The following is a 24686-nucleotide window of genomic DNA, read 5'->3' on the forward strand; positions in this document are numbered from 1 at the left end:
CGAGTATGGACGACGCCAAGACCGACAACGCGATCAGCGACAGCGACGCCTTCGCCGCCAGCTGGGACGAGCCGCAGAAAAGCGCCCTGTCTCAGGCCGAGCTGGACCGGCTGACGGACGACCTGATCGAGGCGCTGAAGAGCGTCTATGACCCGGAAATCCCGGTCGACATCTATGAACTGGGCCTGATCTACAAGGTCGACGTCTCCGACGACCGCGACGTGCTGGTCGAGATGACGCTGACGGCGCCGGGCTGCCCGGTCGCCGGCGAAATGCCCGGCTGGGTCGAGGATGCGGTGAAGAAGGTCGATGGCGTGCGCAGCGCCAAGGCCAATCTGGTGTTCGATCCGCCGTGGGACGCCTCCAAGATGAGCGACGAGGCCAAGCTGGCCCTGAACATGTTCTGAGGAGTCCCTGATGACCGAGCTTCAGACCACGACCCGGCCCCGACGCCCCCGGCCCAAGGCGGTTACCCTGACGGACGCCGCCGCCGCGCGCGTGCGCGAGATCATGGACAACGCTGAGAAAGACTATGTCGGCCTTCGCGTCGGCGTGAAGAACAGCGGCTGCGCGGGGCAGGAATACACCTTCGCCTATGCCGAAGAGATCCAGCCGCTGGACGAGGTGATCGAGGATAAGGGCGTCACCATCCTGATCGAGCCCAAGGCCGTTCTGTTCCTGATCGGCACCGAGATCGATTATGAGGTGACGAAGCTGGCCTCGAAATTCATCTTCCGCAATCCGAACGAGACGGATGCCTGCGGCTGCGGCGAGAGCGTCACCATCATCCCCGCCGCAACTCTGGACGCCGACTGATATGATCCGACTGGAGGGGGTGACCCGGCGCTATCGCAGCGTGGCGGGCGACCGCACGGCGCTGGACGCCGTCGACCTGCACGTCGCGCGCGGCGAGGTGTTCGGCGTCGTGGGGCGTTCGGGGGCTGGCAAGTCCACCCTTATCCGCGCCATCAACCGACTGGAGACGCCGGACGCCGGCAAGGTCTTCGTTGACGGGCAGGAGATCACCGCCCTGAACCCGACCGAACTGCGCGCAGCGCGGCGCGGCATCGGCATGATCTTCCAGCACTTCAACCTGCTGAACGCCAAGACGATCGAGGACAACGTCGCCTTCCCCTTGCGGCTGGAAGGGCGGCCCGAAACCGAGGTGAAGGCGCGCACGGCGCAGCTGCTGGCCCAACTGGGTCTGGCCGATCATGCGAAGAAGCATCCGGCCCAGCTTTCAGGCGGCCAGAAGCAGCGCGTCGGCATCGCCCGCGCCCTGGCCTGCGGCCCCAGCGTCCTGCTGTGCGACGAGGCGACCAGCGCGCTGGACCCAGAAACGACCGAGGACATCCTGACCCTGCTGGACGGGCTGAACCGCGACCTTGGCCTTACCATCGTCCTGATCACACACCAGATGGAGGTGGTGCGCCGCGTCTGCGACCGGGTGGCGGTGCTGAAGGACGGCAGGATCGTGGAGCAGGGCGCGACGGCCGACGTCTTCCTGCATCCCCAGCACGCCGTGACCCGCGCCATGCTGGCCGAGGGCGAGGAGGCGGTCGACGCCTCGGTCGCGCCCGCAGGGGCGCGCATGGCCCGCCTGACCTTCCGCGGCCCCTCGACCTATGAGCCGGAATTGAGCTGCGTCGCGCGCACGGCGGGCGTGGACTATTCGATCCTGTCGGGCCGCATCAGCCGCATCCGGGGCGAGCCCTATGGCCAGATGACGGTGGCCTTTACCGGCGGCGACGCCGAGGCGGCCCTGGCGCAACTGGCCGCGCGCGGCGTCGTGGTGGAGGCGGTCTGATGTTCGCCAATGTGGACTGGGCCGATATCGGCAAGGCGACGATCGACACCCTGCTGATGCTGGGCGGATCAATGGTCCTGACCGTGATCCTGGGCGTCCCGCTGGGCGTGCTGCTCTATCTGTCGGGCAAGGGGCGGCTGGCGGCCAATCCGGTGCTGAACGCCGTCCTGTCTTTCGTCGTCAATGTGCTGCGTTCGGTGCCCTTCATCATCCTGCTGATCGTCATGCTGCCGGTGACGGTGCTGCTGGTCGGCACCTCGCTGGGCGTGGCGGGGGCCATTCCGCCGCTGGTGGTCGGGGCCGCGCCCTTCTATGCGCGTCTGGTCGAGACGGCGCTGCGCGAGGTGGACAAAGGCGTGGTCGAGGCGACCCAGGCCATGGGCGGTTCGACCTTCCAGATCGTGACGCGCGCCCTGTTGCCTGAGGCGATGCCGGGCATCATCGCCGGCGCGACCGTCACTGCCATCGCCCTGGTCAGCTATACGGCCATGGCCGGCGTGGTAGGGGCGGGCGGTCTGGGCGACCTGGCCATCCGCTTCGGCTACCAGCGCTTCCAGACCGACGTCATGGCCGTGACCGTAGTTCTGCTGCTGATCCTCGTACAAATTCTGCAGATGATCGGCGACCGTCTGGTCGCTAAGGTCTCGCACCGCTGATTTTACGAAAGCCTGCCCCATGACCCGCCGTTCGCTGCTGCTGTCCGCCGCTGCTGTCCTGACGCTCGCCGCCTGCGGTCAGGGCGCGGGCAAGAAGGCGGGGGCCGAGGGCGTCCCCCTGCTGGTCGGCGCCACCGCCGTGCCGCACGCTGAAATCCTGGAGCAGGTGAAGCCGATCCTCGCCGCCGAGGGCGTGCCGATCGAGATCAAGGTCTTCAACGACTACGTTCAGCCCAACGTGCAACTGGCTGAAAAACGGCTGGATGTGAACTATTTCCAGACCAAGCCTTATCTGGACGAGTTCAACACCGCGCGCGGCACCACCCTGATCACCGTGGCGGGCGTTCACGTCGAGCCGCTGGGCCTCTATTCGCGCAAGCACAAGGCGTTGACCGATCTGCCCAACGGCGCCCAGGTGGTGCTTCCCAACGATGCGTCGAACACCGGTCGCGCCCTGCTGCTGTTGCAGGCGGCGGGCCTGATCACGCTCAAGCATCCGCAGAACCCGCTGCAGACAGTGCGCGACATCGCGACCAATCCGAAGGGGTTGAAGTTCCAGGAGGTCGAGGCCGCGACCATTCCACGCATCCTGCCTCAAGTGGACGGCGCGGTGATCAACACCAACTACGCCCTCGACGCCGGTCTGAAGCCCAAGACCGACGCGCTGCAACTGGAAGGCGCCGACAGTCCCTATGTGAACTATCTGGTCGCCCGCACGGACAATCAGGACGACCCGCGCATCCAGGCCCTGGCCAACGCCCTGCGCGGTCAGGCGATCAAGGACTTCATCGCCACGAAATATGAAGGCGCAGTGATCCCGGCGGCCTAGGCTGCAGCGCTGACCGCCTTGGCCGCTACGGCGGCCTTGGCGGATTCTTCCTTGGATTCGATCAGCACGGCGGCGGTGACCGGCTGACCCGTCGCCTCGGCGATAAGTTCGGCCGTCTTGCCTTCCACGGCGGCTTCCAGCCGTTCCAGAAACTCGGCCTTCGGCAAGCCGGTCGGGATGGGTCCGAGGAATTCAAGCGTCGCCGTGCCGGGGTTCTTGCGGAACTCCTCCAGCGGCCAGAACAAGCCCAGATTGGTCGCCAGCGGCACGACCGGCATGTCGAAATCGCGGTACATGTGCCAGACGCCCGAGCGGTAACGGAACTTCTCGCCGACCTTCGCCAGATGGCCTTCCGGATAGATCAGTATCTTGCGGCCTTCGCGATTGGCGTCGGCGGCCCGCTCCTTCAGGGCGGCGCGGGCGGCGTGGCCGCCGCAGTTGTTCACGACGATGGCGCCCAGCTTCTTGAGCACCGTTCCCAGCAGAGGGAACTTCTCCAGATGGTCGCCGGTGACGAAGGCCACGTCGTCGAACTGGTCATAGGTGGCGAAGCCGTCGCCCCAGCTCTGGTGTTTTGAAGCGATGATGAAGGCGCCCTGCGGCAGGCGTTCTTTGCCACGCGTCTCGATGCGAATGCCCGCAAACAGGCTCATGGCCTGCACCATGCGCCGGACATAACGGCGGATGATCCAACTGGTGGCCTTTCGGCCCGGAGCCAGAGCCGCAAAGGCGGCGGCCAGGCCATAGGTGATGGAAAGCGCCCAATAGGCGATGTTGAACAGCAGGCTTCGCATCAGGCGACTATGCCAGCCTGCCGTTCAGAGGCGAGCTTAAAGTGAAGCCTCAGGCGGCGTCGGATACGGCCTCGACGGCGGCGGTCACCTTGTTGCGCCCGCTGCGCTTGGAGGCATAGAGCGCCTCGTCCGCCCGCGTCAGCAGTTGGCTAGCGGTTTCGCCAGGGCGGCGCAGACCAAAGCCGACGGAGATGGTCACGGCGCCCAGATCGTCGTTGGTCGAGCGACGGCGCAGGGCGCGGGAGGCGATTTCCTCACGAATGGCGTTCAGCGCGGCCTCGATGGCGCCTGCCGTTTCGCCGGGGAAGATCAGGGCGAACTCCTCGCCCCCATAGCGGGCGGCGATGCGCGGCGCTCGCGACACCCGGCCCAGGACGCTGGCGACATAGCGCAGCACCTGATCGCCCGTCTGGTGCCCCCAGGTATCGTTGAAGCGCTTGAAATGGTCGATGTCGATGATCGCGAGCCCGATCGAGCCGCCCACGCTTTCAGCTTCATCGCACATCCGCAGCAGGTGTTCGTCGAACGCCTTGCGGTTGGCCAGATTGGTCAAGGCGTCCGTCATCGCGTCGCGTCGCACCTGCTCCATGTGATCGCGCAGCTTGGTCACTTCGCGGTTTGAGGATTCCAGGCGTCGTTCCAGCGCGGCCGTATGGCGTCGGATGCGGCGGGTCGCATCCGCTAGTGAGGACACGATGTCTCCAAGGCTGTTGGCGTCGCCTGCGCTGGCCATCCGATCGACGGCGTCAGCCAAGGTGTGCCCGTAGCTGGCCTGACTTTCGCGCGCCTTGTCGATGGCGCCTGCCACGGCTGCCAGTTCCCTGTTCAGCATGGCCCCGGCGTCGCGGATTTCTTCGGACAGACGGCCACGCGGCAGGAATTCGGCGGCCAGCATTTCCGCCGTCGAATCGGTGAAGGGCGCCCCTGTCGCCAGAAGGCGCGAAATTTCCTGCCCCAGCGTTCCGTCCGGGTCGCCCAGGTAGTGCAGCCACAGTTCGAAGTTCAACGGCGTCGGCCACACGGCGGCGGCTTGCATGGCGTCCACGGCGCGGTGCGCCAGAGCATAGGCTTCCGGACTGCGAACCGTGGTTTCCACCTGGGTGGTCATGCCTGAACTGCCCCTGCGCTGCGTGATCCGGAAAGCTATACCGGTCTTCTGTAACGCAGGGTTAAGTTCGCAGACCGGCCTTATCCGGCCAGGACCACCGGGCGACGCAGGAAGGCCGGGACGTCATCGCCGAAAGGATTTCCGGCGAGAGACGCGGGCTGGCGGCCTTCAGCCTGGTTAGCCTTCTGAGGCGTTTTCTGGGCTGCTGGCGTCGTTTTGGCTTCGGTTTTATTGCGGCTGCGTGCGCGTTGAGGCGCCGCTTCGGCTTCGGGCGCGGGCGTCGGCGCTGTTTCGATCAGGGCTTCGGCTTCGACGGGCGCTTCTTCGACCGAACGGCGCGAACGGCTGCCGCGCTCGCTGCGTTCGCCGCGTCCACGGCCGCGGCTTGAGCGGCTGTCGTCGCGCGGGCGGTCCTTGATGGAGGCGAAGTCGATGCCGTCCAGCGGCAGTTCGACCGGCTCCTTCTTGATCAGCTTCAGCACCTTGTCCAACGACTTGTCGTCGGCGGGCGTCACGATCATGAAGGCCTCGCCCAGACGCCCGGCGCGGCCGGTGCGGCCGATGCGGTGGACGTAGTCGTCGGCGTGGTGCGGAACGTCATAGTTGAAGACGTGGCTGACGGCCGGGATGTCCAGGCCGCGCGCGGCGACGTCCGAGGCGACCAGCAGCTTGAGTGCGCCGCTGCGGAAATCGGCCAGGGTCTTCATCCGCAGCGACTGGTCTAGATCGCCGTGAATCGGCGCGGCGTCGAAGCCGTGGACCTGCAGAGACTTGGCGACGATGTCGACTTCCGACTTGCGGTTGCAGAAGACGATGCCGTTCTGCACGTCGCCGCGCTCGACCAGGGCGCGCAGGGCGGTGCGCTTGGCCTTGGGGTCCGAGGTCGGCAGGCGGGTGATGTGCTGGGTGATGGTGTCGGCGGTTGTGGCCGGGCGCGACGCCTCGATCCGGGTCGGATCCTTGAGGAACTGCTGCGTCAGGCGGGTGATCTCCGGCGGCATGGTGGCCGAGAAGAACAGGGTCTGGCGACGCGGCGGCGTCAGCTTGAAGATGCGCTCGATGTCCGGGATGAAGCCCATGTCCAGCATCCGGTCGGCCTCGTCGACCACCATCAGCTCGACGCCGGTCAGCAGCATCTTGCCGCGGTCGAACAGGTCCAGCAGGCGCCCCGGCGTGGCGATCAGCACGTCCACGCCCTTGTTCAGGGCGGCGACCTGGTCGCCCATGGAGACGCCGCCGATCAGCAGCACCCAGTTCAACTTGGTGCCTTTGGCGTATTTGGCGAAGCTTTCGGCGACCTGATCGGCCAGTTCGCGGGTCGGCGCCAGCACCAGGGCGCGCGGCATCCGGGCGCGGGCGCGGCCCGAGGCCAGGCGGTCGACCATAGGCAGGGTGAAGGCGGCCGTCTTGCCAGTGCCGGTTTGGGCGATGCCGAGGACATCGCGTCCGGCCAGGGCCACTGGAATGGCCTGTTCCTGAATGGGGGTGGCGGTCGTGTAGCCGGTATCGGCGACCGCTTGTAGGGTCGTGGGCGAAAGGCCCAGCTTGGAAAACTCAGTCATGCAGTCCTGAAGGGACGGAGGATAACGTTCGCAAACGCCGTTAGCTGACGGAACCGCCCCTCGTGGGCGAGCGGGCGGCGCGCATCGCCAGTCCTGTTCCGAGCTTGGGGCGGTATATGGAAAGCCCTACGCCTCAGTCAAGTATTTCCGTTCTAACGGCCTCGCTTGGCAACGGCGCCGCGGGCTGTATGGTCGCCTCGGGGACCGGGAGAAGGATGTCGAATGCGCGCTGCCGTATTGATCGCGCTGATGCTTGCCGCGCCGCTTGGCGCCCAGGCGTCGGATCGCGGACGGGGTGTCGACGCCATGCAGGCGGCCTTTGGAAATACTGTCGTTTCCCACTATCCCGACGGCGATTGGGTCAAGCACTGGTTCGACCGCGACGGCGCCTATCGCGCCCTGTTTTCTGACGGACGCCGCCTGACCGCCCGGTGGGCGCGCGAAGGCGACAAGGTCTGCCTGAACGAGATTCGCCCGCGCATGATCATCTCGCGCTTCTGCACCCCCTATATCGAAGCCTCAGTGGGCGAGAGCTGGCCGGGTCGCGACCCTTTGGGGCGCCGCGTCCGTAATGAACTAGTCGCGGGGCGCTGAGCCGGAAAACCGCTCAGAATGTTCGGCGGCATGAGAGGTATTGGGGCGGCATCAAGAAAAACGCCCCCGTTCATGAGAACGAGGGCGCTTGATCTTAATCGGCGTCCGCAGCCTTGGCCTTCTTGGCGGGGGCCTTTTTAGCGGCCGGTTTCTTGGCCGCGGGCTCCTTCTTCGCAGCAGGCTTTTTCGCCGCCGCCTTCTTGGCGGGCGCCTTCTTCTTGGGCGCGGCGCCGGCCTTGGCGGCCAGCAGGGGCAGGGCGGCCTCCATCGTCATGTCTTCGGGCGCCGTGCCCTTGGGCAGGGTGGCGTTGATCTTGCCCGACTTGACGTAGGGGCCGTAGCGACCGGCCATGACCTGAACGGCCTCGCCCGTTTCCGGGTGGGCGCCCAGTTCCTTCAGCGGCGCGGCGGCCGAGGCGCGGCCTGCACGACCTGCGCGCTTTTCAGCCAGCAGGGCCACGGCGCGGTTCAGACCGACGTCGAACACTTCCTCGATGTCCGCGACGTTGGCGTAGGTGCCGGCGTGCGCCACGAACGGGCCATAGCGGCCCAGGCTGGCGGTGATCATCTTGCCGTCTTCGGGGTGCGGGCCCACGTCGCGCGGCAGGCTGAGCAGACGCAAAGCCTTCTCAAGATCCATCGACGTAGGGGTCCAGCCCTTGGGCAGGGACGAGCGCTTGGGCTTTTCCGCATCCGGCGGCGTGGTTTCGACATAGGGGCCGAAACGGCCGATCTTCAGGTGCACGGGCTGGCCGGTCGCCGGATCGACGCCCAGTTCGCGATCGCCGCTCTCGGCGCCGCCGTCGGCTGCGTCGGGCGAAGCCACGGGGCGGGTGTATTTGCACTCCGGATAGCGCGAGCAGCCGATGAAGGCGCCGAAGCGGCTGGTCTTCAGGCTTAGTTGGCCTTCATGGCAGACCGGGCACTGGCGCGGGTCGGAGCCATCGCCCTTGTCGGGGAAGATGTGCGGGCCCAACGCTTCGTTCAGGTGATCAAGAATCGCCGTGGTGCGCAGCTCGCCTGCGGCCTGGGTCGCGGCGTGGAAATCCTGCCAGAAGCGGCGCAGCAGGGTTTTCCAGTCCAGATCGCCCGCCGACACCTCGTCCAGCTGGGTCTCCAGCGCGGCGGTGAAGTCGTACTCGACCCACTTGGCGAAGAACTGCTCAAGGAAGGCTGTGACCAGCCGTCCCTTGTCCTCGGGATAGAAGCGGTTCTTGTCCATGCGGACGTATTCGCGGTCCCGCAGCGTCGTCAAGATCGAGGCGTAGGTCGACGGACGGCCGATCCCCAGCTCTTCCAGCTTCTTGACCAGGGTGGCTTCGGAGAAGCGCGGCGGCGGCTCGGTGAAGTGTTGATCGGTGCGGATAGCCTCGACCTTGGCCTTGGCGCCTTCCTTCAGCGCAGGCAGGCGGCCGCCTTCGTCCTCGTCTTCCTCGGCGCCTTTCTGCTTTTCGTCGCGGCCTTCTTCATAGGCGGCGATAAAGCCGTCGAAGACCACGACCTGGCCGGTGGCGCGCAGGCCCGTCTGGCCGTCCGGCGTCTCGATCTCGACCGTGGTGCGGTCCAGACGCGCCGATTCCATCTGCGACGCGATCATCCGCTTCCAGATCAGCTCATACAACCGCTGCAGATCGCTATCGAGCCGCAGGGTGTCGGGGCTGCGCAGGATGTTGGTCGGACGAATGGCTTCGTGCGCTTCCTGGGCGTTCTTGGCCTTGGTCTTGTAGTAGCGCGGCTCGGCCGGGACGTAGGCGGGGCCGAAGCGCTGGCCGATGGCCTCGCGGGCCTGGGCGATGCCTTCGGGCGTCACATAGACGCCGTCCGTACGCATATAGGTGATCAGGCCGCCGGTGTCGTCGACGCCTTCATACAGCTTCTGCGCCGCCTGCATGGTGCGCTGGGCGGTGAAGCCCAGCTTGCGCGCGGCTTCCTGTTGCAGGGTCGAGGTGGTGAAGGGCGGGGCGGGGGACCGCTTGGCCGGCTTCTTCTCGACCGATCTGATGGTGAAGTCGCCGCTGTGGACGGCCTCACGCGCGGCCATGGCCATGGCCTCGGACACGATGTCCAGACGCTGGATCCGCTTGCCTTCGTGCTTGACCAGGCGGGCGGTGAAGGGCGGGCTGTCCGCGATCAGGTCGGCCTCGACCGACCAGTATTCCTGCGCCTTGAACCGCTCGATCTCCATCTCGCGGTCGACGACGATGCGCAGGGCGACCGACTGGACGCGCCCGGCCGAGCGAGCGCCTGGCAGCTTGCGCCACAGCACCGGCGACAGGTTGAAGCCCACCAGATAGTCCAGCGCCCGGCGCGCCAGATAGGCGTCCACCAGCTCCATATCCAGCTGGCGCGGGTTGGCCATCGCCTCGAGCACCGCCGACTTGGTGATGGCGTTGAAGGTGACGCGCTGGACGTCCGTGTCCTTCAGCGCCTTCTTCTTGTTCAGGATTTCCAGAACGTGCCAGCTGATCGCCTCTCCCTCGCGGTCGGGGTCGGTGGCCAGGATGACGCGGTCGGCGGCCTTGGCGGCCTCGGCGATCTCGGACAGGCGCTTGGAGGCCTTGGCGTCGACTTCCCAATGCATGGCGAAGTCATCGTCAGGCAGAACCGAGCCGTCCTTCGACGGCAGGTCGCGGACGTGGCCGTATGAAGCCAGAACCTTATAGTCCGAGCCCAGGTACTTATTGATGGTCTTGGCCTTGGCGGGGCTCTCGACGATGACGAGATTCATGGCGCTCTATCGGGGAAAAGGGGGCGCGAACGTGGTTGCGGCGCGGCCGGAAGTCAATCGGCGCATTTCAAGTGAGCAACCTTTCCGGGTAACGCGAGTTTGCAAACTATTGTAAGTTGTGTTCCTCTGAGGCGTTCTCGGGAGGGTTGACGATGAGCAAGACAGCACAGCGACGCCGCCAGGCGCCAAGCCCTGATCTTACGGACTATCCGGTTCGTGAATATGTGGCCGCCATGGCTATGGAACTGGCCGGAATGGCCCGCTGGGACGGGGATGAGAGGTTGGCCGGCATTCTTGAGAATGCGGCGGATATGGCTCGCCGCACCGCCCCTGCCTAGGTCGAGGCCATACCGCCGGGCAGCAAGGTCGCCCGCCCTGCGAGATCAAGCTCCAGCAGGGCGGCGGCTGTTTCCGCAATCGACAATCTGGCGGCGCGCGCCAGTTCGTCGCGGCTGACCGGCGAAGGGGACAGCAGGGCTTCTATCCGATCCAGCACCTCGTCATCGATCTTTTCAGGACGTCCGCCGTCGAACGGCGAATCAGCGGGCGGCTCTCGCAGAGTTTGCAGAGAGGCGAAGGATCGCTCTATATCCTCGATCCCTTCACACAGGATGGCGCCTTGGCGCAGCAGTTCGTTCGGCCCTTTGGAGCGCGGGTCCAGCGGCGAGCCGGGGACGGCGAACACGTCGCGGCCCTGTTCGCCCGCCAGCCGGGCGGTGATGAGAGAGCCGGACCGGATTTCAGCCTCCACGACGACCACGCCGCGCGACAGGCCTGAAATAATGCGGTTGCGGCGCGGGAAGTCGCGCGCCTGCGCCCGCGCGCCGACAGGGCTTTCCGAGACGATGCAGCCTCGTTCGGCGATCTGGCGATACAGGTCGGCGTTGTCCGCCGGATAGATGTCGTCCACGCCGCCGCCCAGAACGGCCACCGTGCCGGTCCCCAGCGCGCCGAGATGCGCCGCCGCATCGACCCCGCGCGCCAGACCCGAGACGACGACATGGCCGCTTTCGCCCAGTTGTTGCGCCAGTCCGCGGGCTATGCGCTGGCCGCCCACCGAGGCGATGCGCGCGCCGACGATGGCCATGCAGGGGCGCTGCATCAACGCCGCGTCGCCGAGGATCCACAGCAGAGGCGGGGGTGGATCGACGGCCGCCAGGGCTTCGGGATAGGCGGCCTCGCCCCATAGGATCAGTCGCGCGCCGATGCGGGCGCCTGCTTCCAGTTCGGTTTCGACGGTTTCGGGCGCGGGGACGGAATAGCTAGTGCGTCCCCGATTACGGATCAGATCGGGCAGGGCGTCCAGAGCGCGCTGGGCTGAACCGAACCGCTGCAACAGCTGGGAAAAGGCCACAGGGCCGACGCGGTCGGTCCGGGCGAGCCGGAGACGGGCGAAACGCTCGGCCTCCGACAGCGGCGTCACGCCTTCTTCGTCCCGATCTTGGGCTCGGCGCCTTTCAGCAGGCGGCCGATGTTCTCATGGTGGCGGATGAAGATCAGGACGGCTGTGAAGACCGCCATGATGAATATGGGCTGGGGCGTGGGCAGGCCCAGCGCGGGCAGGGGCAGCAGGGCGTAGAGCGGGGTCAGCGCCGCCGCCACCAGGGCCGACAGGGAGGAATAGCGCAGGGCGAAGGCCATGATCAGCCAAGTCGCCGCCGCCAGCAGGCCCAGCGGCCAGCACGCGGCCAGGATCAGGCCGAAGAAGGTCGCTACCCCCTTGCCGCCCTTGAAACCCAGCCAGACGGGGAACAGGTGGCCCAGGAAGGCCGCGCCGCCGGCGATGGCGCCCGCGACGTCGGTTCCCAGCAGATGCCGCGCGATCAGCAGGGCGACCGCGCCCTTGCCCGCATCAAGGATCAGGGTGGCGATGGCCAGATCCTTGCGCCCGGTGCGCAGGACGTTGGTCGCGCCGATATTGCCCGAGCCGATGTTGCGCACGTCGCCCGCACCCGCCGCGCGGGTCAGGACCACGCCGAACGGAATGGAGCCCAGCAGGTACCCGCCGACAGCCACAAGCCCGAGCGTAAGGAGCGCCGGCCCCGTCAGATCGTGCAAGTGATTCGCTCCCCTTAACGTGCGTCGTGGACGATGCGGCCCGAAACGACGGTGAGCAAGACCTTGCCTTGCAGCCGCCGCCCGTCAAAAGGCGAATTTTTCGACTTGGAGCGCAGCGTCGCGGCGTCGATCACCACCGGCGCCCCGGCGTCGAACAGCACCAGATCGGCGGGCGACCCTTGCGACAGCTCCCCAGCCTCCAGACCCAGCAAGGCCGCCGGGCCCTGCGTCAGCGGCCGCAGCACGTCCAGCAGGTCCACGCCGTATTCGTGGTGCAGCGTCAGGGCGGCGGGCAGCAGGGTTTCCAGACCCACCGCGCCCGGCTCGGCCTCGGCGAAGGGACGGCGCTTGTTCTCGGCCGGTTCGGGGCAGTGGGCTGAGGTGATGACGTCGATCAGGCCGTCGCGCGCCGCCTCGACCAGAGCCTGCCGGTCGCTCTCGGCGCGTAGCGGCGGGTCCAGCCGGTAGAAGGTGCGGTAGTCGCCGATGTCGATCTCGTTGAAGCACAGGTGGTTGATCGAGGCCGAGGCCGCAACCTCCAGCCCGCGCGCACGGGCGCGGGCCAGCGTCTCCAGCGCCCCTTCGGTCGAGATCTGGTCGATCAGGAAGCGTGCGCCGGTCTGCTCGACCAGGGCCAGGTCGCGCTCCAGCTGGATGCGCTCGGCGATGGCGGGCGCGCCCGACAGGCCCAGACGGGTCGCCAGTTCGCCCGAGGTCGCCACGGCGCCTTCCGACAGCCACGGCTCGGTTGGGCGGCAGGCGATCAGGGCGTTGAACGAGGCGGCGTAGCTCATCACCCGTTGCAGGGTGCGGGTGTTGCGGATCACCCGGTCGCCGTCGGTGAAATACAGGGCGCCCGCCTCGTGCATCAGGCCGATCTCGGCCATGCGCTCGCCGTCGCGCGCTTGCGTGGCCGCGCCCGCCGCGCGGACGTGGACCAGATCAAGCGCGGCGCCGCGCCGCTGGATGTGGTCGATCATGGCCGGGTCGTCGATGGCCGGATCGGTGTCCGGCTGGACGATGATGGTGGTGACGCCGCCCGCCGCCGCCGACAGGCTGGCCGACTTCAGCGTCTCCTTGGGTTCGTTGCCCGGCTCGCCGGTCTTGACCCGAATGTCGATCAGGCCGGGCGCCAGGCAGCGGCCTTCGGCGTCGATGATCTGCACGCCCTCGGGGCGTTGGGTCGCCTGTCCGTGGATGACCTCGACGATGCGGCCATTCTCGATCAGGACTGCGCCGGGGCCGTCATAGTCGCTGGCCGGGTCCAGCAGGCGGGCGTTGATGATAGCGATGGGCTGTTGAGCGGCGGTCATGCGGCGCCTCCCGCGCGGCGGTGGGCGAGGGCGGCCAGAACGGCCATGCGGGCGGCGACGCCCATCTCGACCTGATCCTGGATCAGGGAGACGCTCAGATCGTCGGCCACGTCGGAATCGATCTCCACGCCCCGGTTCATCGGGCCGGGGTGCATGACTTTGGCGTTCGGCGCGGCCCAGGCCAGTTTTTCGCGGTCCAGACCCCAGAAACGGAAATACTCCCGCGTCGAGGGGATCAGGGCGCCCGCCATCCGCTCCAGCTGAAGGCGCAGCATCATGACCACGTCACAACCGGCCAGACCCTCCTTCATGTCGTGGAAGACCTCGCAGCCCCAGCGGTCGGCGTCGCCGGGCACCAGCGTCGGCGGCCCGATCAGCCGCACCCGCGCGCCCATCATCTGCAGCAGGGCGACGTTCGAGCGCGCCACGCGGCTGTGGGCGATGTCGCCGCAGATGGCGACGCTCAACCCGCCCACATCGCCGAAGGCGCGGCGGATGGACAGCAGGTCCAACAGGGCCTGCGTCGGGTGTTCGTGCCGCCCGTCGCCCGCGTTGACCACGGCGCAACCGACCTTCTGCGACAGCAGGTCCACCGCGCCGGAAGAGGCGTGGCGCACCACCAGAATCTCCGGCTTCATGGCGTTCAGCGTCACGGCGGTGTCGATCAGCGTCTCGCCCTTCTTCACCGAGGAAGAGGCGACCGGCATGGTCACGACGTCGGCGCCCAGACGCTTGGCCGCGATCTCGAAGGAGGAACTGGTCCGCGTCGAGTTCTCGAAGAACAGGTTTACGACCGTCTGGCCGCGCATCAGGTCCACGCCCTTGGCTGACTGCCTGTTAAAGTCGACGAAGGCGTCGGCCAGGTCCAGCAAGGCCAAGGCGGCCGGCGGATGAAGGTCTCCGGCGGCGAGGAAGTGGTCGCGAGGAAACGGCGTCAGCCGTTCCTTGATGAGATCGGTGACAGGCGCTGCGTGGGTCATTGAGACGCCGCTATAGGCGGGACTCAGGCCAGATGGAATAGCAGCAGGGCCGCAGGGATGCCGATGACCGAGAATACCGTCGTCGCCGCGATGATCCCGGCCATCAGCGGCGCGTCGCCGCCCATCTGACGCGCCAGCACATAGGCCGAGGCGGCGCCGGGCGCGGCGCCGCACAGCAGGGCGATTCCCTGCGCAGTTTCATCGCCGCCGTACAGGCGCGCCAGCTGCCACATGGCCAGCGGCGTCACGATCATCTTGACCACCACCACGGCGCCGACCGTGACGCGGGTGCGCGCCAGTTCGCGGAAGCTGAGACCTGCGCCCGCCACGATCAGGCCCAGCGGCAGGGCGGCTGATCCGAGCAGTTGCAGCGTCTCGGCCACGCCCGGCGGCTGCGGCGCGCCTGAGACGTTCAGCGCCAGCCCCAGCAGACAGGCCAGCAGGATGGGGTTGGACATCATCGCCCGGAACAGGGCCTTGGGCGAGGCGCCGCGCTGGTCCGCCCCCCACTTGGCCAGGACGATGACGCTCAGGATGTTGCTGACCGGGATCATGGCGGCGATGACCACGGCGGCCAGGCCTACGCCTTCCGGCCCGAAGGTCGCCTGCACGACGGGCAGGAAAACGAAACTGTTCCAGCGGATCATGCCCTGAAAGACGCTGGTGTAGGCCGGGCCGCTGAGGGGCAGCAGGGGCTTTGACAGCAGGGTCAGGGTCGAGACGATGATGGATACGGTGACGGCGGCGGCGCCCGCCGCGCCCGCGGCCGATCCCGAGAGGTCCGCATTCCAGATCGCCGGGATCAGGAAGCCGGGATAAAGGACATTGATGGCCAGCTTCTCGATCGGCCGCCAGGCGGCGTCGGGCAGATAGTCCGACTTTTTCAGGCCATAGCCGAGCGCCAGCAGCAGGAAGACCGGCAGGACGCCGGCTAGAATGGCCGCCATCTCAGGGGCGCAGCCGGTCCAGCGCGCCTTGCAGAATCCAGGCGGCGGCGGTGCGGTCCACCACATCGGCGCGGCGCTTGCGGGTCAGGTCCAGCTCGTCGATCAGGAACCGCTCGACCGCCGTGGTCGACAGCCGCTCGTCCTGAAAGGCGACGTTGACCGGCCGGAACCGCTCCAGATTGCGGGCGAAGGCGCGGCACGACTGGGCGCGCGGCCCCTCGGTCCCGTCCATGTTCAACGGCAAGCCGATGATCAGGGCCGACACGTTGCGGCCGTCCACGATCTTGAACAGCTGTTCGGCGTCCTGGCTGAACTTGGTCTTGCGGATCAGCTCCAGCGGGCTGGCGATGATGCGCCCGGTGTCAGACACGCTGACGCCGATGGTGTTCTCGCCCAGATCCAGACCCAGCCACGGGGTGTTGGGCGGGCAGGCGGCGGACAGTTCGGAAAGGTCAAGGACAGGCACGAGGGCGCGTTAGGCCCTGCGGGCGCGCGTGTCAAAGCGCCTGTCCTCTAACGGCCGGCCTCACACGTCGTCATCCCCGACCGGCCCGCCTTCATTCTCCATGCTGCGGATCGAGCGGACTTCCTTGCGGGTGAACTTCAGCCGCACGCCCAGACCGCCGTCCTCTTCGTTCAGAAACACGGCGCCGCCTTCCTCCAGCGCGGCCTGCAGGCGGCTGCGGGCCTCATCGCCCGGATCGACGTTCTCGCGCTCGAAGTCGGCCAGGATGTCGACCGCCAGCCCCGAAAGGCGGGCCACATGGTCGCGCGGCCATTGCACCAGGGCGCGTGCGGCGCGGGCTTGGGGGCCGGTGATCTTCATGGCTTTGGTCTCCTTGAGGCGGGTCTTCATACTCGCGCCGGGCGCGCTGTCAGGATAGGGGGCCTTTGGTCGCCGTGGTCAAGCTGGACAAAGGGCGGCGCCCGATCCTTGTCGAAGCGGCGTTGAAACGCTAATCCCGCCCCCTCAGACTTTCATGCTTTGGAGGGCCGCATGGCCATCGACGCCGCGACGGTGCGCAAGGTTGCGCATCTCGCCCGCATCAAGACCCCCGAGGACCGCCTGGAGCCGCTGGCCCAGGAGCTGAACGGCATCCTGCAGTGGATCGAACAGCTGGACGAGGTGGACGTGCAGGGCGTCGAGCCGATGACCTCCAACGTGTCTCAACCGCTTCGCCTGCGCGATGACGTGGTGACGGACGGCGACAAGGTCGCCGACGTCCTGTCCAACGCGCCCAAGTCCGCCGACGGCTTCTTCGTCGTGCCCAAGGTCGTGGAGTAAGTCATGACCGATCTGACCAAGCTGACGCTGGCCGACGCCGTCGACGGCCTGAAGGCCAAGACCTTCTCGTCGGAAGAGCTGACCCAGGCCTTCCTGACCAATATCGAGGCCGCGAACCCGACGCTGAACGCCTATATCGAACTGACGGCGGACAAGGCGCTGGGACAGGCGCGCGCGTCTGACGCCCGTCTGGCCAAGGGCGAGGGCGGGGCGCTGGAAGGCGCGCCGCTGGGCGTCAAGGATCTGTTCTGCACTGAAGGCGTTCAGACGACGGCCGCCTCCAACATGCTGCGCGGTTTCGTGCCACCGTATGAATCGACCGTCACCGCCAATCTGTGGCGCGACGGGGCGGTCATGCTGGGCAAGCTGAACATGGACGAGTTCGCGATGGGCTCGGCCAATGAAACCTCGGCCTTCGGTCCGGTGAAGAACCCGTGGAAGGCCAAGGGTTCGAACGCCGAGCTGACGCCGGGCGGTTCGTCGGGCGGCTCGGCCTCGGCCGTGGCTTCTGACCTGTGTCTGGCCGCGACGGCCTCGGATACCGGCGGCTCGATCCGCCAGCCCGCCGCCTTCACCGGCACGGTCGGCATCAAGCCGACCTACGGCCGCGCCAGCCGCTTCGGCATGGTGGCCTTCGCCTCCTCGCTGGATCAGGCCGGGCCGATCACCAAGACGGTGAAGGACGCGGCCCTGCTGCTGAAGTCCATGTGCTCGTTTGATGCCAAGGACTCGACCAGCCTCGACGTCCCGACCCCCGACTGGACTCAGTCCGTCGGCCAGTCGGTCAAGGGCCTGCGCATCGGCGTGCCGGCGGAATATCTGATCGACGGCATGTCCGAAGAGATCAAGGCGCTGTGGGAACAGGGCGTCGCCTGGCTGAAGGCCGCCGGTTGCGAGATCGTCGAGATCAGCCTGCCGCACACCAAATACGCGCTGCCGACCTACTACATCGTGGCCCCGGCCGAGGCGTCGTCGAACCTGGCGCGCTATGACGGCATGCGCTTCGGCCATCGCGCCGAGGACTTCTCGTCGCTGGACGACCTCTACGCCGCCTCGCGCGCCGAGGGCTTCGGCAAGGAGGTCCAGCGCCGCCTGACCATCGGCGCCTATGTGCTGTCGGCGGGCTTCTACGACGCCTATTACGTCAAGGCGCTGAAGGTGCGTCGCCGCATCGCCGAGGACTTCGACAATGTCTGGGGCAAGGTGGACGCCATCCTGACGCCGTCCACCCCGTCGGCCGCCTTCGCCATCGGCGACAAGCAGATCGACCCGCTGACGATGTATCTGAACGACGTCTTCACGGTGACGACCAACCTGGCCGGTCTGCCGGGCATCTCTGTGCCCGCGGGGCTGAACAGCGAGGGCCTGCCGCTGGGCCTGCAGGTCATCGGCAAGGCCCTGGACGAAGCGACCGTCTTCCAGGTCGCGGGCGCCCTCGAAGACGCGGCGGGCTACGTCGCCAAGCCGGACCGTTGGTGGTGAGCATGACTGAGAACACCAAACTGATCCAGGGCCGCACGGGCGCTTGGGAAATCGTCATGGGTCTGGAGATCCACGCCCAGGTCGCCTCGAACGCCAAGCTGTTCTCGGGCGCGGCGGTCGGCTTCGGCGCCGGGCCGAACGAGCAGGTGTCGCTGATCGACGCCGGCTTCCCCGGCATGCTGCCGACACTGAACAAGTATTGCGTCGAGCAGGCGGTGAAGTCGGGCCTGGGCCTGCGCGCCCAGATCAACCTGAAGAGCCAGTTCGACCGCAAGAACTACTTCTATCCCGACCTGCCGACCGGCTATCAGATCAGCCAGCTCTATCACCCCATCGTCGGCGAGGGCGTGGTCGAGGTGGAGGCCGAGGACGGCAGCTTCTTCAACGTCGGCATCGAACGCCTGCACCTGGAGCAGGACGCGGGCAAGCTGATCCACGACCTGTCGCCGACTGAATCCTACGTCGACCTGAACCGGGCTGGCACGGCGCTGATGGAGATCGTCTCGCGCCCCGACATCCGCACGCCGGAAGAGGCGGTCGCCTACGTCAAGAAGATCCGGACCATCCTGATCTACCTCGGCACCTGTGACGGCGACATGGAGAAGGGCAATCTGCGCGCCGACGTGAACGTGTCGGTCTGCCGCGAAGGCAACTACGACAGGTTCAAGGAAACGGGCGACTTCAGCTTCCTGGGCACGCGCTGCGAGATCAAGAACGTCAACAGCTTCCGCTTCATTTCTCAGGCGATCCAGTATGAGGCGCGCCGCCAGATCGAGATCCTCGAAGACGGCGGTTCGATCATTCAGGAAACGCGCCTGTATGACGCGACGGTGGGTGAGACCCGTTCCATGCGCTCCAAGGAAGAGGCGCAGGACTATCGCTACTTCCCGGACCCTGACCTGCTGCCGCTGGTGCTGGAACAGGCCTGGATCAATGAAATCAAGGCCAGCCTGCCGGAACTGCCGGACGACAAGCGCCGCCGCTTCATGAGCGAATACGGCCTTTCGCAATACGACGCGGGCGTGCTGATTTCGGAACAGGCCAAGGCCGAATATTTCGAGGCCGCCGCGAAAGGCCGCGACGCCAAGCTGGTGTCCAACTGGGTGACGAACGAGGTCTCGGCGCGTCTGGCTGCGGATAGCAAGGATTTCAGCGACAACCCGCTGCCCGCCGCCCATGTGGCCCAGCTGGTCGAACTGATCGAGACGAACGTCATCTCGTCCAAGATCGCCAAGGAGGTCTTCGATCACGTCTGGAACGGCGAAGGCTCTCCCGCCGAGGTGGTCGAGAAGCACGGCCTGAAGCAGGTCACGGACACCGGCGCCATCGAGAAGGCGGTGGACGAGATCATCGCCGCCAACCCCGACAAGGCCGCCGCCGTCGCCGAGAAGCCCCAGGCCATCGGCTGGTTCGTCGGTCAGGTCATGAAGGCCACCGGCGGCAAGGCCAACCCGGCCGCCGTCAACGACATCCTGAAGGCCAAGCTGGGGCTTTGATCCAGCGGCTGATCCTGGGGGCCTTCGCTCCCAGGATCAGCGTGCTCGACAGGATTACAGACTGTCGACCATCACCAGTTCGGCGTCTTCCTTGGCCGTGATGGTGATCGTCGGTTCGTCCATGATGCCCGCGCCGTCGCGCGCGTTCAGCGTCGTGCCGTTGACGTCCACCTGGCCCACGGCGGGCACCAGATAGGCGCGGCGGCCGCTGGCCAGATCATAGGACAGGCTTTCGCCCGCCTTTAGCGTGGCGGCCAGCACCCTGGCGTCGGCGTTGATCGTCAGCGCCTCGTCCGCCGGATCGCCTGAGGCGACGACGGTGAAACGGCCCGAACGGTCGCTCTTGGGGAACTCGCGCTGACCCCACGACGGCTGGGCGCCCGGTCGATCGGTCTCGATCCAGATCTGGAACAGCGTCGTGAGCGCGTGCTCCATATTGTATTCGGCGTGACGCACGCCGGTCCCGGCGCTCATCACCTGAACGTCGCCCGCTCCCGTGCGGCCGGTATTGCCCATCGAGTCCTGGTGCGTGATCGCTCCGGTGCGGACATAGGTGATGATTTCCATGTCGGCGTGCGGGTGGGGCGGAAAGCCCGATTGCGCGGCGATCTCATCGTCGTTCCAGACGCGCAGACGCCCCCAGCCCATGCGCTTGGGATCATAGTAGTTGGCGAACGAGAAGTGATGCTTGGCGTTCAGCCAGCCGTGGTTGGCGCCGCCGAGGGTGTTGAAGGGTCTGACGTCGATCATTGTGCGCTCTCCTAGTATGCGCAGCCTGCGCCGCGCCGTTGGAAAACCATATAGGCAACCATAACTGTTACGAAAAGGGGGCGTCGAAACCCGCCTCAGCATTTGCCCGACTCCGCGCGGGGCGCTACAGCCTTCGGCTCTCCCTCCCTTGAGCGCCGAAAGAGCGACGCCATGCACGATATCCGAGCCATTCGCGACAATCCCGAAGCCTTCGTTGCGGGCTGGTCGTCGCGCGGCGTGGATGACGCCGCAGAGGTCGTCGCGCGCATTCTGACGCTGGACGTCGACCTGCGCGCCGCCCAGACGCGCGGTCAGGACGCCCTGGCCAAGCGCAACGCCGCCTCCAAGGCCATCGGCGCCGCCATGGGCAAGAAGGACATGGCCGAGGCCGATCGCCTGAAGGCCGAGGTCGAGGCCCTCAAGGGCGAGATCGCCGAGGCGGGCGAGGCCGAAACCGCCAAGGGCGCCGAACTGCGCGACCTGCTGGCCGGGCTGAAGAATCTGGCCGCCGCCGATGTACCGGACGGCGAGGACGAGAACGACAACGTCGAGATCCTGAAGTGGGGCGAACCCCGCACGACCGGCCTCGCCAAAGATCACGCCGATCTGGGCGAGGCTTTGGGCCTGCTGGACTTCGAGGCCGCCGCCAAGATGTCCGGCTCGCGCTTCGCCGTGCTGAAAGGCCAACTGGCGCGTCTGGAACGCGCCATCGGCCAGTTCATGCTGGACATGCAGACGGATAAGCACGGGTATCAGGAAGTGAATCCGCCGCTACTCGTGCGCGACGAGGCGATGTTTGGCACGGGGCAGTTGCCGAAGTTCGAAGAAGACCTGTTTTTCGCTTCCAGCTTTATTAATTTTGATGATTTCGATTTTTCGAATCCGGGCGGGGTGTTCGCGCCGAGCCTTTCGAAAATCGTCAACGATGACGACGGCAAGCACATCACCGTACCCAGCGTTTCTGCGCTGACTCGTCACCGCTGGCTCATCCCCACCGCCGAAGTCTCCCTGACCAACCTCGTGCGCGAGCAGATCCTGTCCGAAGACGAGGTCGTCCAGCCCATGCGCATGACCGCGCTGACGCCGTGCTTCCGCGCCGAGGCCGGGTCGGCGGGGCGCGATACGCGTGGCCTGATCCGCCAGCACCAGTTCTCCAAGGTCGAGATGGTCTCCATCTGCCGCCCGGAGGATTCCGAAGCCGAGCATGAGCGCATGACTGGTTGCGCCGAGGCGGTGCTGCAGGCGCTGGAACTGCCCTATCGCAAGGTGCTGCTGTGCAAGGGCGACATGGGCTTCTCGGCGCAGAAGACCTACGACCTCGAGGTCTGGCTGCCTTCGCAGAACACCTATCGCGAGATCAGCTCCTGCTCGAACTGCGGCGACTTCCAGGCCCGGCGCATGGACGCCAGGTTCAAGCGCGCAGGTGAGAAGAAGACCGAGTATCTGCACACCCTGAACGGCTCGGGTCTGGCTGTCGGCCGCACCCTGGTCGCGGTGATGGAAAACTATCAGCAGGAGGACGGGACCATCGCGGTTCCGGCTGCCCTGCAGCCTTATATGGGCGGACTCAAGACTGTAGGCGTGGCGTCCAACTGATGCGTATCCTTCTGACCAACGACGACGGCATCGAGGCCGAGGGCCTGGCCTGCCTCGAGAAGATCGCCCGCACCCTGTCGGACGATGTCTGGGTCGTTGCGCCCCAGACCGAGCAGTCGGCCAAGGGGCGGGGCATCACCCTGACCGAGCCGCTGCGCGTCAACAAGCTGGGCGACAAGCGGTTCGCCGTCACCGGCACGCCGACCGACTGCGTCATACTGGCCGTCAACGACATCATGCCCGAACGGCCTGATCTGGTGCTGTCGGGCGTCAACCGCGGCCACAATGTAGGCGAGGACGTCAGCTATTCCGGCACGGTGGCGGGCGCGCTTCAGGGCATGGCCTTCGGCATCCGCTCCATTGCCCTGTCGCAGTCGCTGGAGCGTTTCCACGATGACGTGGTGGCGCACTGGGAAACGGCCGAAGCCTTTGGTCCCGGCATCGTCGCCCGCCTGCTGGAGCAGAAATGGGGGGAGGGCGTGGTCATGAACGTCAACTTCCCGCGCCTGCCGCCCGAACTGGTCAAGTCGGTGGAGGTGACGCGCCAGGGCTTCCGCGATATCGGCGAGATGCACGCCATCCGCCGCACCGATCTGCGCGGCCGCGACTACTACTGGATGGCCTTCCGCGGCGCGCCGCAGGAGCACGCCGACGGCACCGATCTGCGCGCGATGGACGAGGGCCGCATCTCGGTCACGCCGCTGCACATCGACCTGACGCACATGCAGTCGGTCAACGACCTGAAGAAGGTTCTGGGCGGCGCGCCGCCCAAGGGGCCGCAGGAAAAATGAGTCTCAGGGACGACCGCGCGGGCCGCTTGATCCTGTCGCTGCGGCGTCAGGGGGTGACGGATGCGCGAGTGCTCAAGGCGATGGAATCCATCGACCGCGCCGTCTTCGTCCACGAGAAATTCCTCGATCAGGCGTGGGAGGATCAGGCCCTGCCGATCGACTGCGCCCAGACGATCAGCCAGCCCTATATCGTCGGCCTGATGACCCAGGCGCTGGACGTCCAGCCGCGCCACCGCGTGCTCGAGATCGGCACCGGCAGCGGCTATCAGTGCGCGGTGCTCAGCCGCATGGCGCGCTTCGTCTACTCGGTCGAGCGTTACAAGAGCCTCTTAACCGAGGCCGAGAACCGATTGAAAATCCTCGGCATCGACAACGTCTTCACCCGCCACGGAGACGGCGGGCAGGGCTGGCCGGAACAGGCGCCGTTCGACCGCATCATGGTGACGGCGGCCTCGCCGCACGAGCCGACGGAACTGCTGAAACAGCTCAAGCCGGGCGGCGTTCTGGTCGCGCCGGTCGGCCGCACCTCGGTGCAGATGCTGAACCGCTACACCGGCCAACCGGACGGCAGCTTTCAGCGCGAAAGCCTGTGCGAAGTCCGCTTCGTTCCCCTGGTCGAAGGGACGGCGAAAGAGGGCTAGGGGCGAAATCTCACCGCTCCATTAACCTTTCCGCCCCACTTTTGCGCGGGTTAGCGGGTTGGATTCTCCGACGGGTCGGGGCAAACCGGCGAGCATGGTTAATACGGAGAGACGCATGAGCGGCTTTACAGGCTGGATCAGGGCGGCGGCGGTCGTCGGCGGGGCGCTGGCGTTCACGGCGTGTTCGACCTATCCGAGCGAGCCGCGCTATTCGACCCGGCCGACGACGCCGGGCGGCTATCCGCAACAGCCGGGCCAGCAGCCGGGCGCCTATCCGAACAATCCCTATTATCAGGGCCAACCGGCTCAGCCGCAGCAGCCCGCACAGCCGCCGATCGAGGAAGGCCCTCGCGCTCCGGCGGGCAGCATCGAGGGCGGCGGCCTGCCGCCTCCGGGCGGTCCGGCCTATCCGTCGACGGGCGCGCCGATCACGGTGACGACGCCGCCGACAGCCGGCAATCCGGGGATGCCCGGCGCCACCTATGTCATCCAGCCGGGCGATACGATTTCAGGCGTGGGCCGCCGTTTCCGCACGCCGGTGCAGATTCTGATCGACCTCAACGGCCTGGGGCCGCGCGGCGCCATCAGCTCAGGTCAACGCATCATCCTGCCGGACAGCGCTGTGGACGGGGGCTCCGACCCCTACGCCACCGGACCGTCGCCGGTCGGGGTCAGGACGCCGAACAACGGCATGGCTCCGCCGCCGCCTCCACCGCCCAGCGGGAACGCACCCCTGCCGCCGCCGACCCGCGCGCCTGCCGCCACGGCGCCGGTCGCGCCTTCGGCTCCAGTCGGCCAGCCGTTGGCCCTGCAGTGGCCGGTGCGCGGCGACATCCTGCGTCGCTTCGGCCCGGTCGGCATGGGCGAGCGCAATAACGGCATCAACATCGGCGCCTCGGCGGGAACCGAGGTCAAGGCTTCGGCCGACGGAACCGTGGCCTATGTCGGCGATGATATCGTGGGGCAGGGGCTGACGGTCCTGATCGTTCACCGCGACGGCTGGCGCACGGTCTACGGCCATCTGGGCTCGGCCACCGTGCGCGACGGAGCGCAGGTGCGGGCGGGACAGGCGATCGGCACCGTGGGCCTGACAGCCGGCGACGGCCGCCCATCCATCCACTATGAAGTGCGTCAGATGCGCGGCGATGATCCGGTCGCGCTGGACCCGTTGACGGTCCTGCCGCGCTGATGACGTGAAAAGAGGCGTCCGGGCGGCTGCGTCCGGACGTTCTTGTCATCAGGTCGCGTTGCAAAACGGCCCGGCGCACC

Annotated in this window: 26 protein-coding genes; 14 read left to right on the forward strand and 12 right to left on the reverse strand. The window is 66.9% G+C overall.

Annotated features, from left to right (window positions below; genetic code table 11):
- Positions 1-5: 5 nt before the first annotated feature.
- From H556_RS0101315 to H556_RS0101335, 5 genes are read left to right on the forward strand one after another with little or no spacing between them, the layout of a single operon-like run.
- Positions 6-407 carry an SUF system Fe-S cluster assembly protein gene (locus H556_RS0101315; protein WP_024352726.1) on the forward strand — a complete coding sequence of 134 codons (402 nt, stop codon included), beginning with the start codon at positions 6-8 and terminating at the stop codon, positions 405-407.
- Positions 408-417: 10 nt separating this feature from the next.
- Complete coding sequence (locus H556_RS0101320) at positions 418-816, forward strand: HesB/IscA family protein (protein ID WP_024352727.1); 399 nt, start codon at positions 418-420, stop codon at positions 814-816.
- Between the two features lies 1 nt (position 817).
- Positions 818-1807, forward strand: a complete 990-nt coding sequence (locus tag H556_RS0101325; protein WP_024352728.1) for a methionine ABC transporter ATP-binding protein — start codon at positions 818-820, stop codon at positions 1805-1807.
- The gene (locus H556_RS0101330) at positions 1807-2463 is read left to right on the forward strand and encodes a methionine ABC transporter permease (RefSeq protein ID WP_024352729.1); all 657 of its coding nucleotides are present in this window, start codon (positions 1807-1809) and stop codon (positions 2461-2463) included. Before H556_RS0101325 ends, H556_RS0101330 begins: the two co-directional genes overlap by 1 nt.
- 19 nt (positions 2464-2482) lie before the next feature.
- The gene (locus H556_RS0101335; protein WP_024352730.1) at positions 2483-3292 is read left to right on the forward strand and encodes a MetQ/NlpA family ABC transporter substrate-binding protein; all 810 of its coding nucleotides are present in this window, start codon (positions 2483-2485) and stop codon (positions 3290-3292) included.
- Here the strand turns inward: H556_RS0101335 and H556_RS0101340 are convergent.
- The 3 genes from H556_RS0101340 to H556_RS0101350 form a co-directional block, all read right to left on the reverse strand.
- The gene (locus H556_RS0101340; protein ID WP_024352731.1) at positions 3289-4086 is read right to left on the reverse strand and encodes a lysophospholipid acyltransferase family protein; all 798 of its coding nucleotides are present in this window, start codon (positions 4084-4086) and stop codon (positions 3289-3291) included. The two genes, H556_RS0101335 and H556_RS0101340, sit on opposite strands and share 4 nt — an antisense overlap.
- A 49-nt stretch (positions 4087-4135) precedes the next feature.
- On the reverse strand, positions 4136-5194 hold the full coding sequence (locus H556_RS0101345) for a GGDEF domain-containing protein (RefSeq protein WP_024352732.1): 1059 nt from the start codon (positions 5192-5194) through the stop codon (positions 4136-4138).
- 80 nt (positions 5195-5274) lie between these two features.
- Positions 5275-6756 carry a DEAD/DEAH box helicase gene (locus H556_RS0101350; protein ID WP_024352733.1) on the reverse strand — a complete coding sequence of 494 codons (1482 nt, stop codon included), beginning with the start codon at positions 6754-6756 and terminating at the stop codon, positions 5275-5277.
- A gap of 222 nt (positions 6757-6978) precedes the next feature.
- Here H556_RS0101350 and H556_RS0101355 point away from each other — a divergent pair, with 222 nt between their 5' ends.
- On the forward strand, positions 6979-7350 hold the full coding sequence (locus tag H556_RS0101355; RefSeq protein ID WP_024352734.1) for a hypothetical protein: 372 nt from the start codon (positions 6979-6981) through the stop codon (positions 7348-7350).
- Positions 7351-7444: 94 nt separating this feature from the next.
- On the opposite strand, the gene topA is transcribed toward H556_RS0101355, so the two are convergent.
- Positions 7445-10078 carry a type I DNA topoisomerase gene (topA, locus tag H556_RS0101360; protein ID WP_024352735.1) on the reverse strand — a complete coding sequence of 878 codons (2634 nt, stop codon included), beginning with the start codon at positions 10076-10078 and terminating at the stop codon, positions 7445-7447.
- Positions 10079-10230: 152 nt separating this feature from the next.
- Between topA and H556_RS16235 the strand changes: the two genes are divergently transcribed.
- A complete protein-coding gene (locus tag H556_RS16235) occupies positions 10231-10416 on the forward strand; it encodes a hypothetical protein (protein WP_155802391.1) in 186 nt (61 codons plus the stop codon).
- On the opposite strand, the gene dprA is transcribed toward H556_RS16235, so the two are convergent.
- The 7 genes from dprA to H556_RS0101400 are packed head-to-tail and all read right to left on the reverse strand — an operon-like array spanning position 10413 to position 16232.
- Positions 10413-11501 (reverse strand): DNA-processing protein DprA, encoded by a 1089-nt coding sequence (gene dprA, locus H556_RS0101370; protein WP_024352736.1) that lies wholly within the window; start codon positions 11499-11501, stop codon positions 10413-10415. The genes H556_RS16235 and dprA overlap by 4 nt on opposite strands.
- Entirely contained in the window at positions 11498-12136 is a 639-nt protein-coding gene (plsY, locus tag H556_RS0101375; protein ID WP_024352737.1) for a glycerol-3-phosphate 1-O-acyltransferase PlsY, read from the reverse strand. The genes dprA and plsY overlap by 4 nt, the downstream gene beginning before the upstream one ends.
- Positions 12137-12150: 14 nt before the next feature.
- Complete coding sequence (pyrC, locus tag H556_RS0101380; RefSeq protein ID WP_024352738.1) at positions 12151-13449, reverse strand: dihydroorotase; 1299 nt, start codon at positions 13447-13449, stop codon at positions 12151-12153.
- Entirely contained in the window at positions 13446-14429 is a 984-nt protein-coding gene (locus tag H556_RS0101385) for an aspartate carbamoyltransferase catalytic subunit (protein WP_024352739.1), read from the reverse strand. The genes pyrC and H556_RS0101385 overlap by 4 nt, the downstream gene beginning before the upstream one ends.
- Before the next feature lie 23 nt (positions 14430-14452).
- Complete coding sequence (locus H556_RS0101390) at positions 14453-15376, reverse strand: AEC family transporter (protein ID WP_024352740.1); 924 nt, start codon at positions 15374-15376, stop codon at positions 14453-14455.
- A 1-nt stretch (position 15377) separates the two neighbouring features.
- Positions 15378-15842 carry a Holliday junction resolvase RuvX gene (gene ruvX, locus H556_RS0101395; protein ID WP_024352741.1) on the reverse strand — a complete coding sequence of 155 codons (465 nt, stop codon included), beginning with the start codon at positions 15840-15842 and terminating at the stop codon, positions 15378-15380.
- Between the two features lie 60 nt (positions 15843-15902).
- A complete protein-coding gene (locus tag H556_RS0101400) occupies positions 15903-16232 on the reverse strand; it encodes a DNA-binding protein (protein WP_245559390.1) in 330 nt (109 codons plus the stop codon).
- Between the two features lie 141 nt (positions 16233-16373).
- On the opposite strand from H556_RS0101400, the gene gatC reads away from it, so the two are divergent.
- Genes gatC through gatB form a run of 3 tightly spaced genes read left to right on the forward strand, consistent with a single transcriptional unit; the run spans position 16374 to position 19639 of the window.
- On the forward strand, positions 16374-16661 hold the full coding sequence (gene gatC, locus H556_RS0101405) for an Asp-tRNA(Asn)/Glu-tRNA(Gln) amidotransferase subunit GatC (protein ID WP_003167060.1): 288 nt from the start codon (positions 16374-16376) through the stop codon (positions 16659-16661).
- Between the two features lie 3 nt (positions 16662-16664).
- Positions 16665-18143 (forward strand): Asp-tRNA(Asn)/Glu-tRNA(Gln) amidotransferase subunit GatA, encoded by a 1479-nt coding sequence (gene gatA / locus H556_RS0101410; protein WP_024352743.1) that lies wholly within the window; start codon positions 16665-16667, stop codon positions 18141-18143.
- 2 nt (positions 18144-18145) lie between these two features.
- Complete coding sequence (gatB, locus tag H556_RS0101415; protein ID WP_024352744.1) at positions 18146-19639, forward strand: Asp-tRNA(Asn)/Glu-tRNA(Gln) amidotransferase subunit GatB; 1494 nt, start codon at positions 18146-18148, stop codon at positions 19637-19639.
- Between the two features lie 54 nt (positions 19640-19693).
- Here gatB and H556_RS0101420 read toward each other — a convergent pair whose 3' ends face one another.
- Complete coding sequence (locus tag H556_RS0101420) at positions 19694-20389, reverse strand: pirin family protein (protein ID WP_024352745.1); 696 nt, start codon at positions 20387-20389, stop codon at positions 19694-19696.
- 171 nt (positions 20390-20560) lie between these two features.
- Here H556_RS0101420 and serS point away from each other — a divergent pair, with 171 nt between their 5' ends.
- From serS to H556_RS0101440, 4 genes are all read left to right on the forward strand, one after another.
- Positions 20561-21985, forward strand: coding sequence for a serine--tRNA ligase (gene serS, locus H556_RS0101425; protein ID WP_024352746.1), 1425 nt, complete (start codon positions 20561-20563; stop codon positions 21983-21985).
- Complete coding sequence (surE, locus tag H556_RS0101430; protein ID WP_024352747.1) at positions 21985-22776, forward strand: 5'/3'-nucleotidase SurE; 792 nt, start codon at positions 21985-21987, stop codon at positions 22774-22776. The genes serS and surE overlap by 1 nt, the downstream gene beginning before the upstream one ends.
- The gene (locus H556_RS0101435) at positions 22773-23417 is read left to right on the forward strand and encodes a protein-L-isoaspartate(D-aspartate) O-methyltransferase (RefSeq protein WP_003167066.1); all 645 of its coding nucleotides are present in this window, start codon (positions 22773-22775) and stop codon (positions 23415-23417) included. The genes surE and H556_RS0101435 overlap by 4 nt, the downstream gene beginning before the upstream one ends.
- A gap of 115 nt (positions 23418-23532) precedes the next feature.
- Complete coding sequence (locus tag H556_RS0101440) at positions 23533-24606, forward strand: peptidoglycan DD-metalloendopeptidase family protein (RefSeq protein ID WP_024352748.1); 1074 nt, start codon at positions 23533-23535, stop codon at positions 24604-24606.
- The last annotated feature ends 80 nt before the right edge of the window (positions 24607-24686 follow it).

Source organism: Brevundimonas naejangsanensis DSM 23858 (assembly GCF_000421705.1).
Taxonomy (GTDB): Bacteria; Pseudomonadota; Alphaproteobacteria; order Caulobacterales; family Caulobacteraceae; genus Brevundimonas; species Brevundimonas naejangsanensis.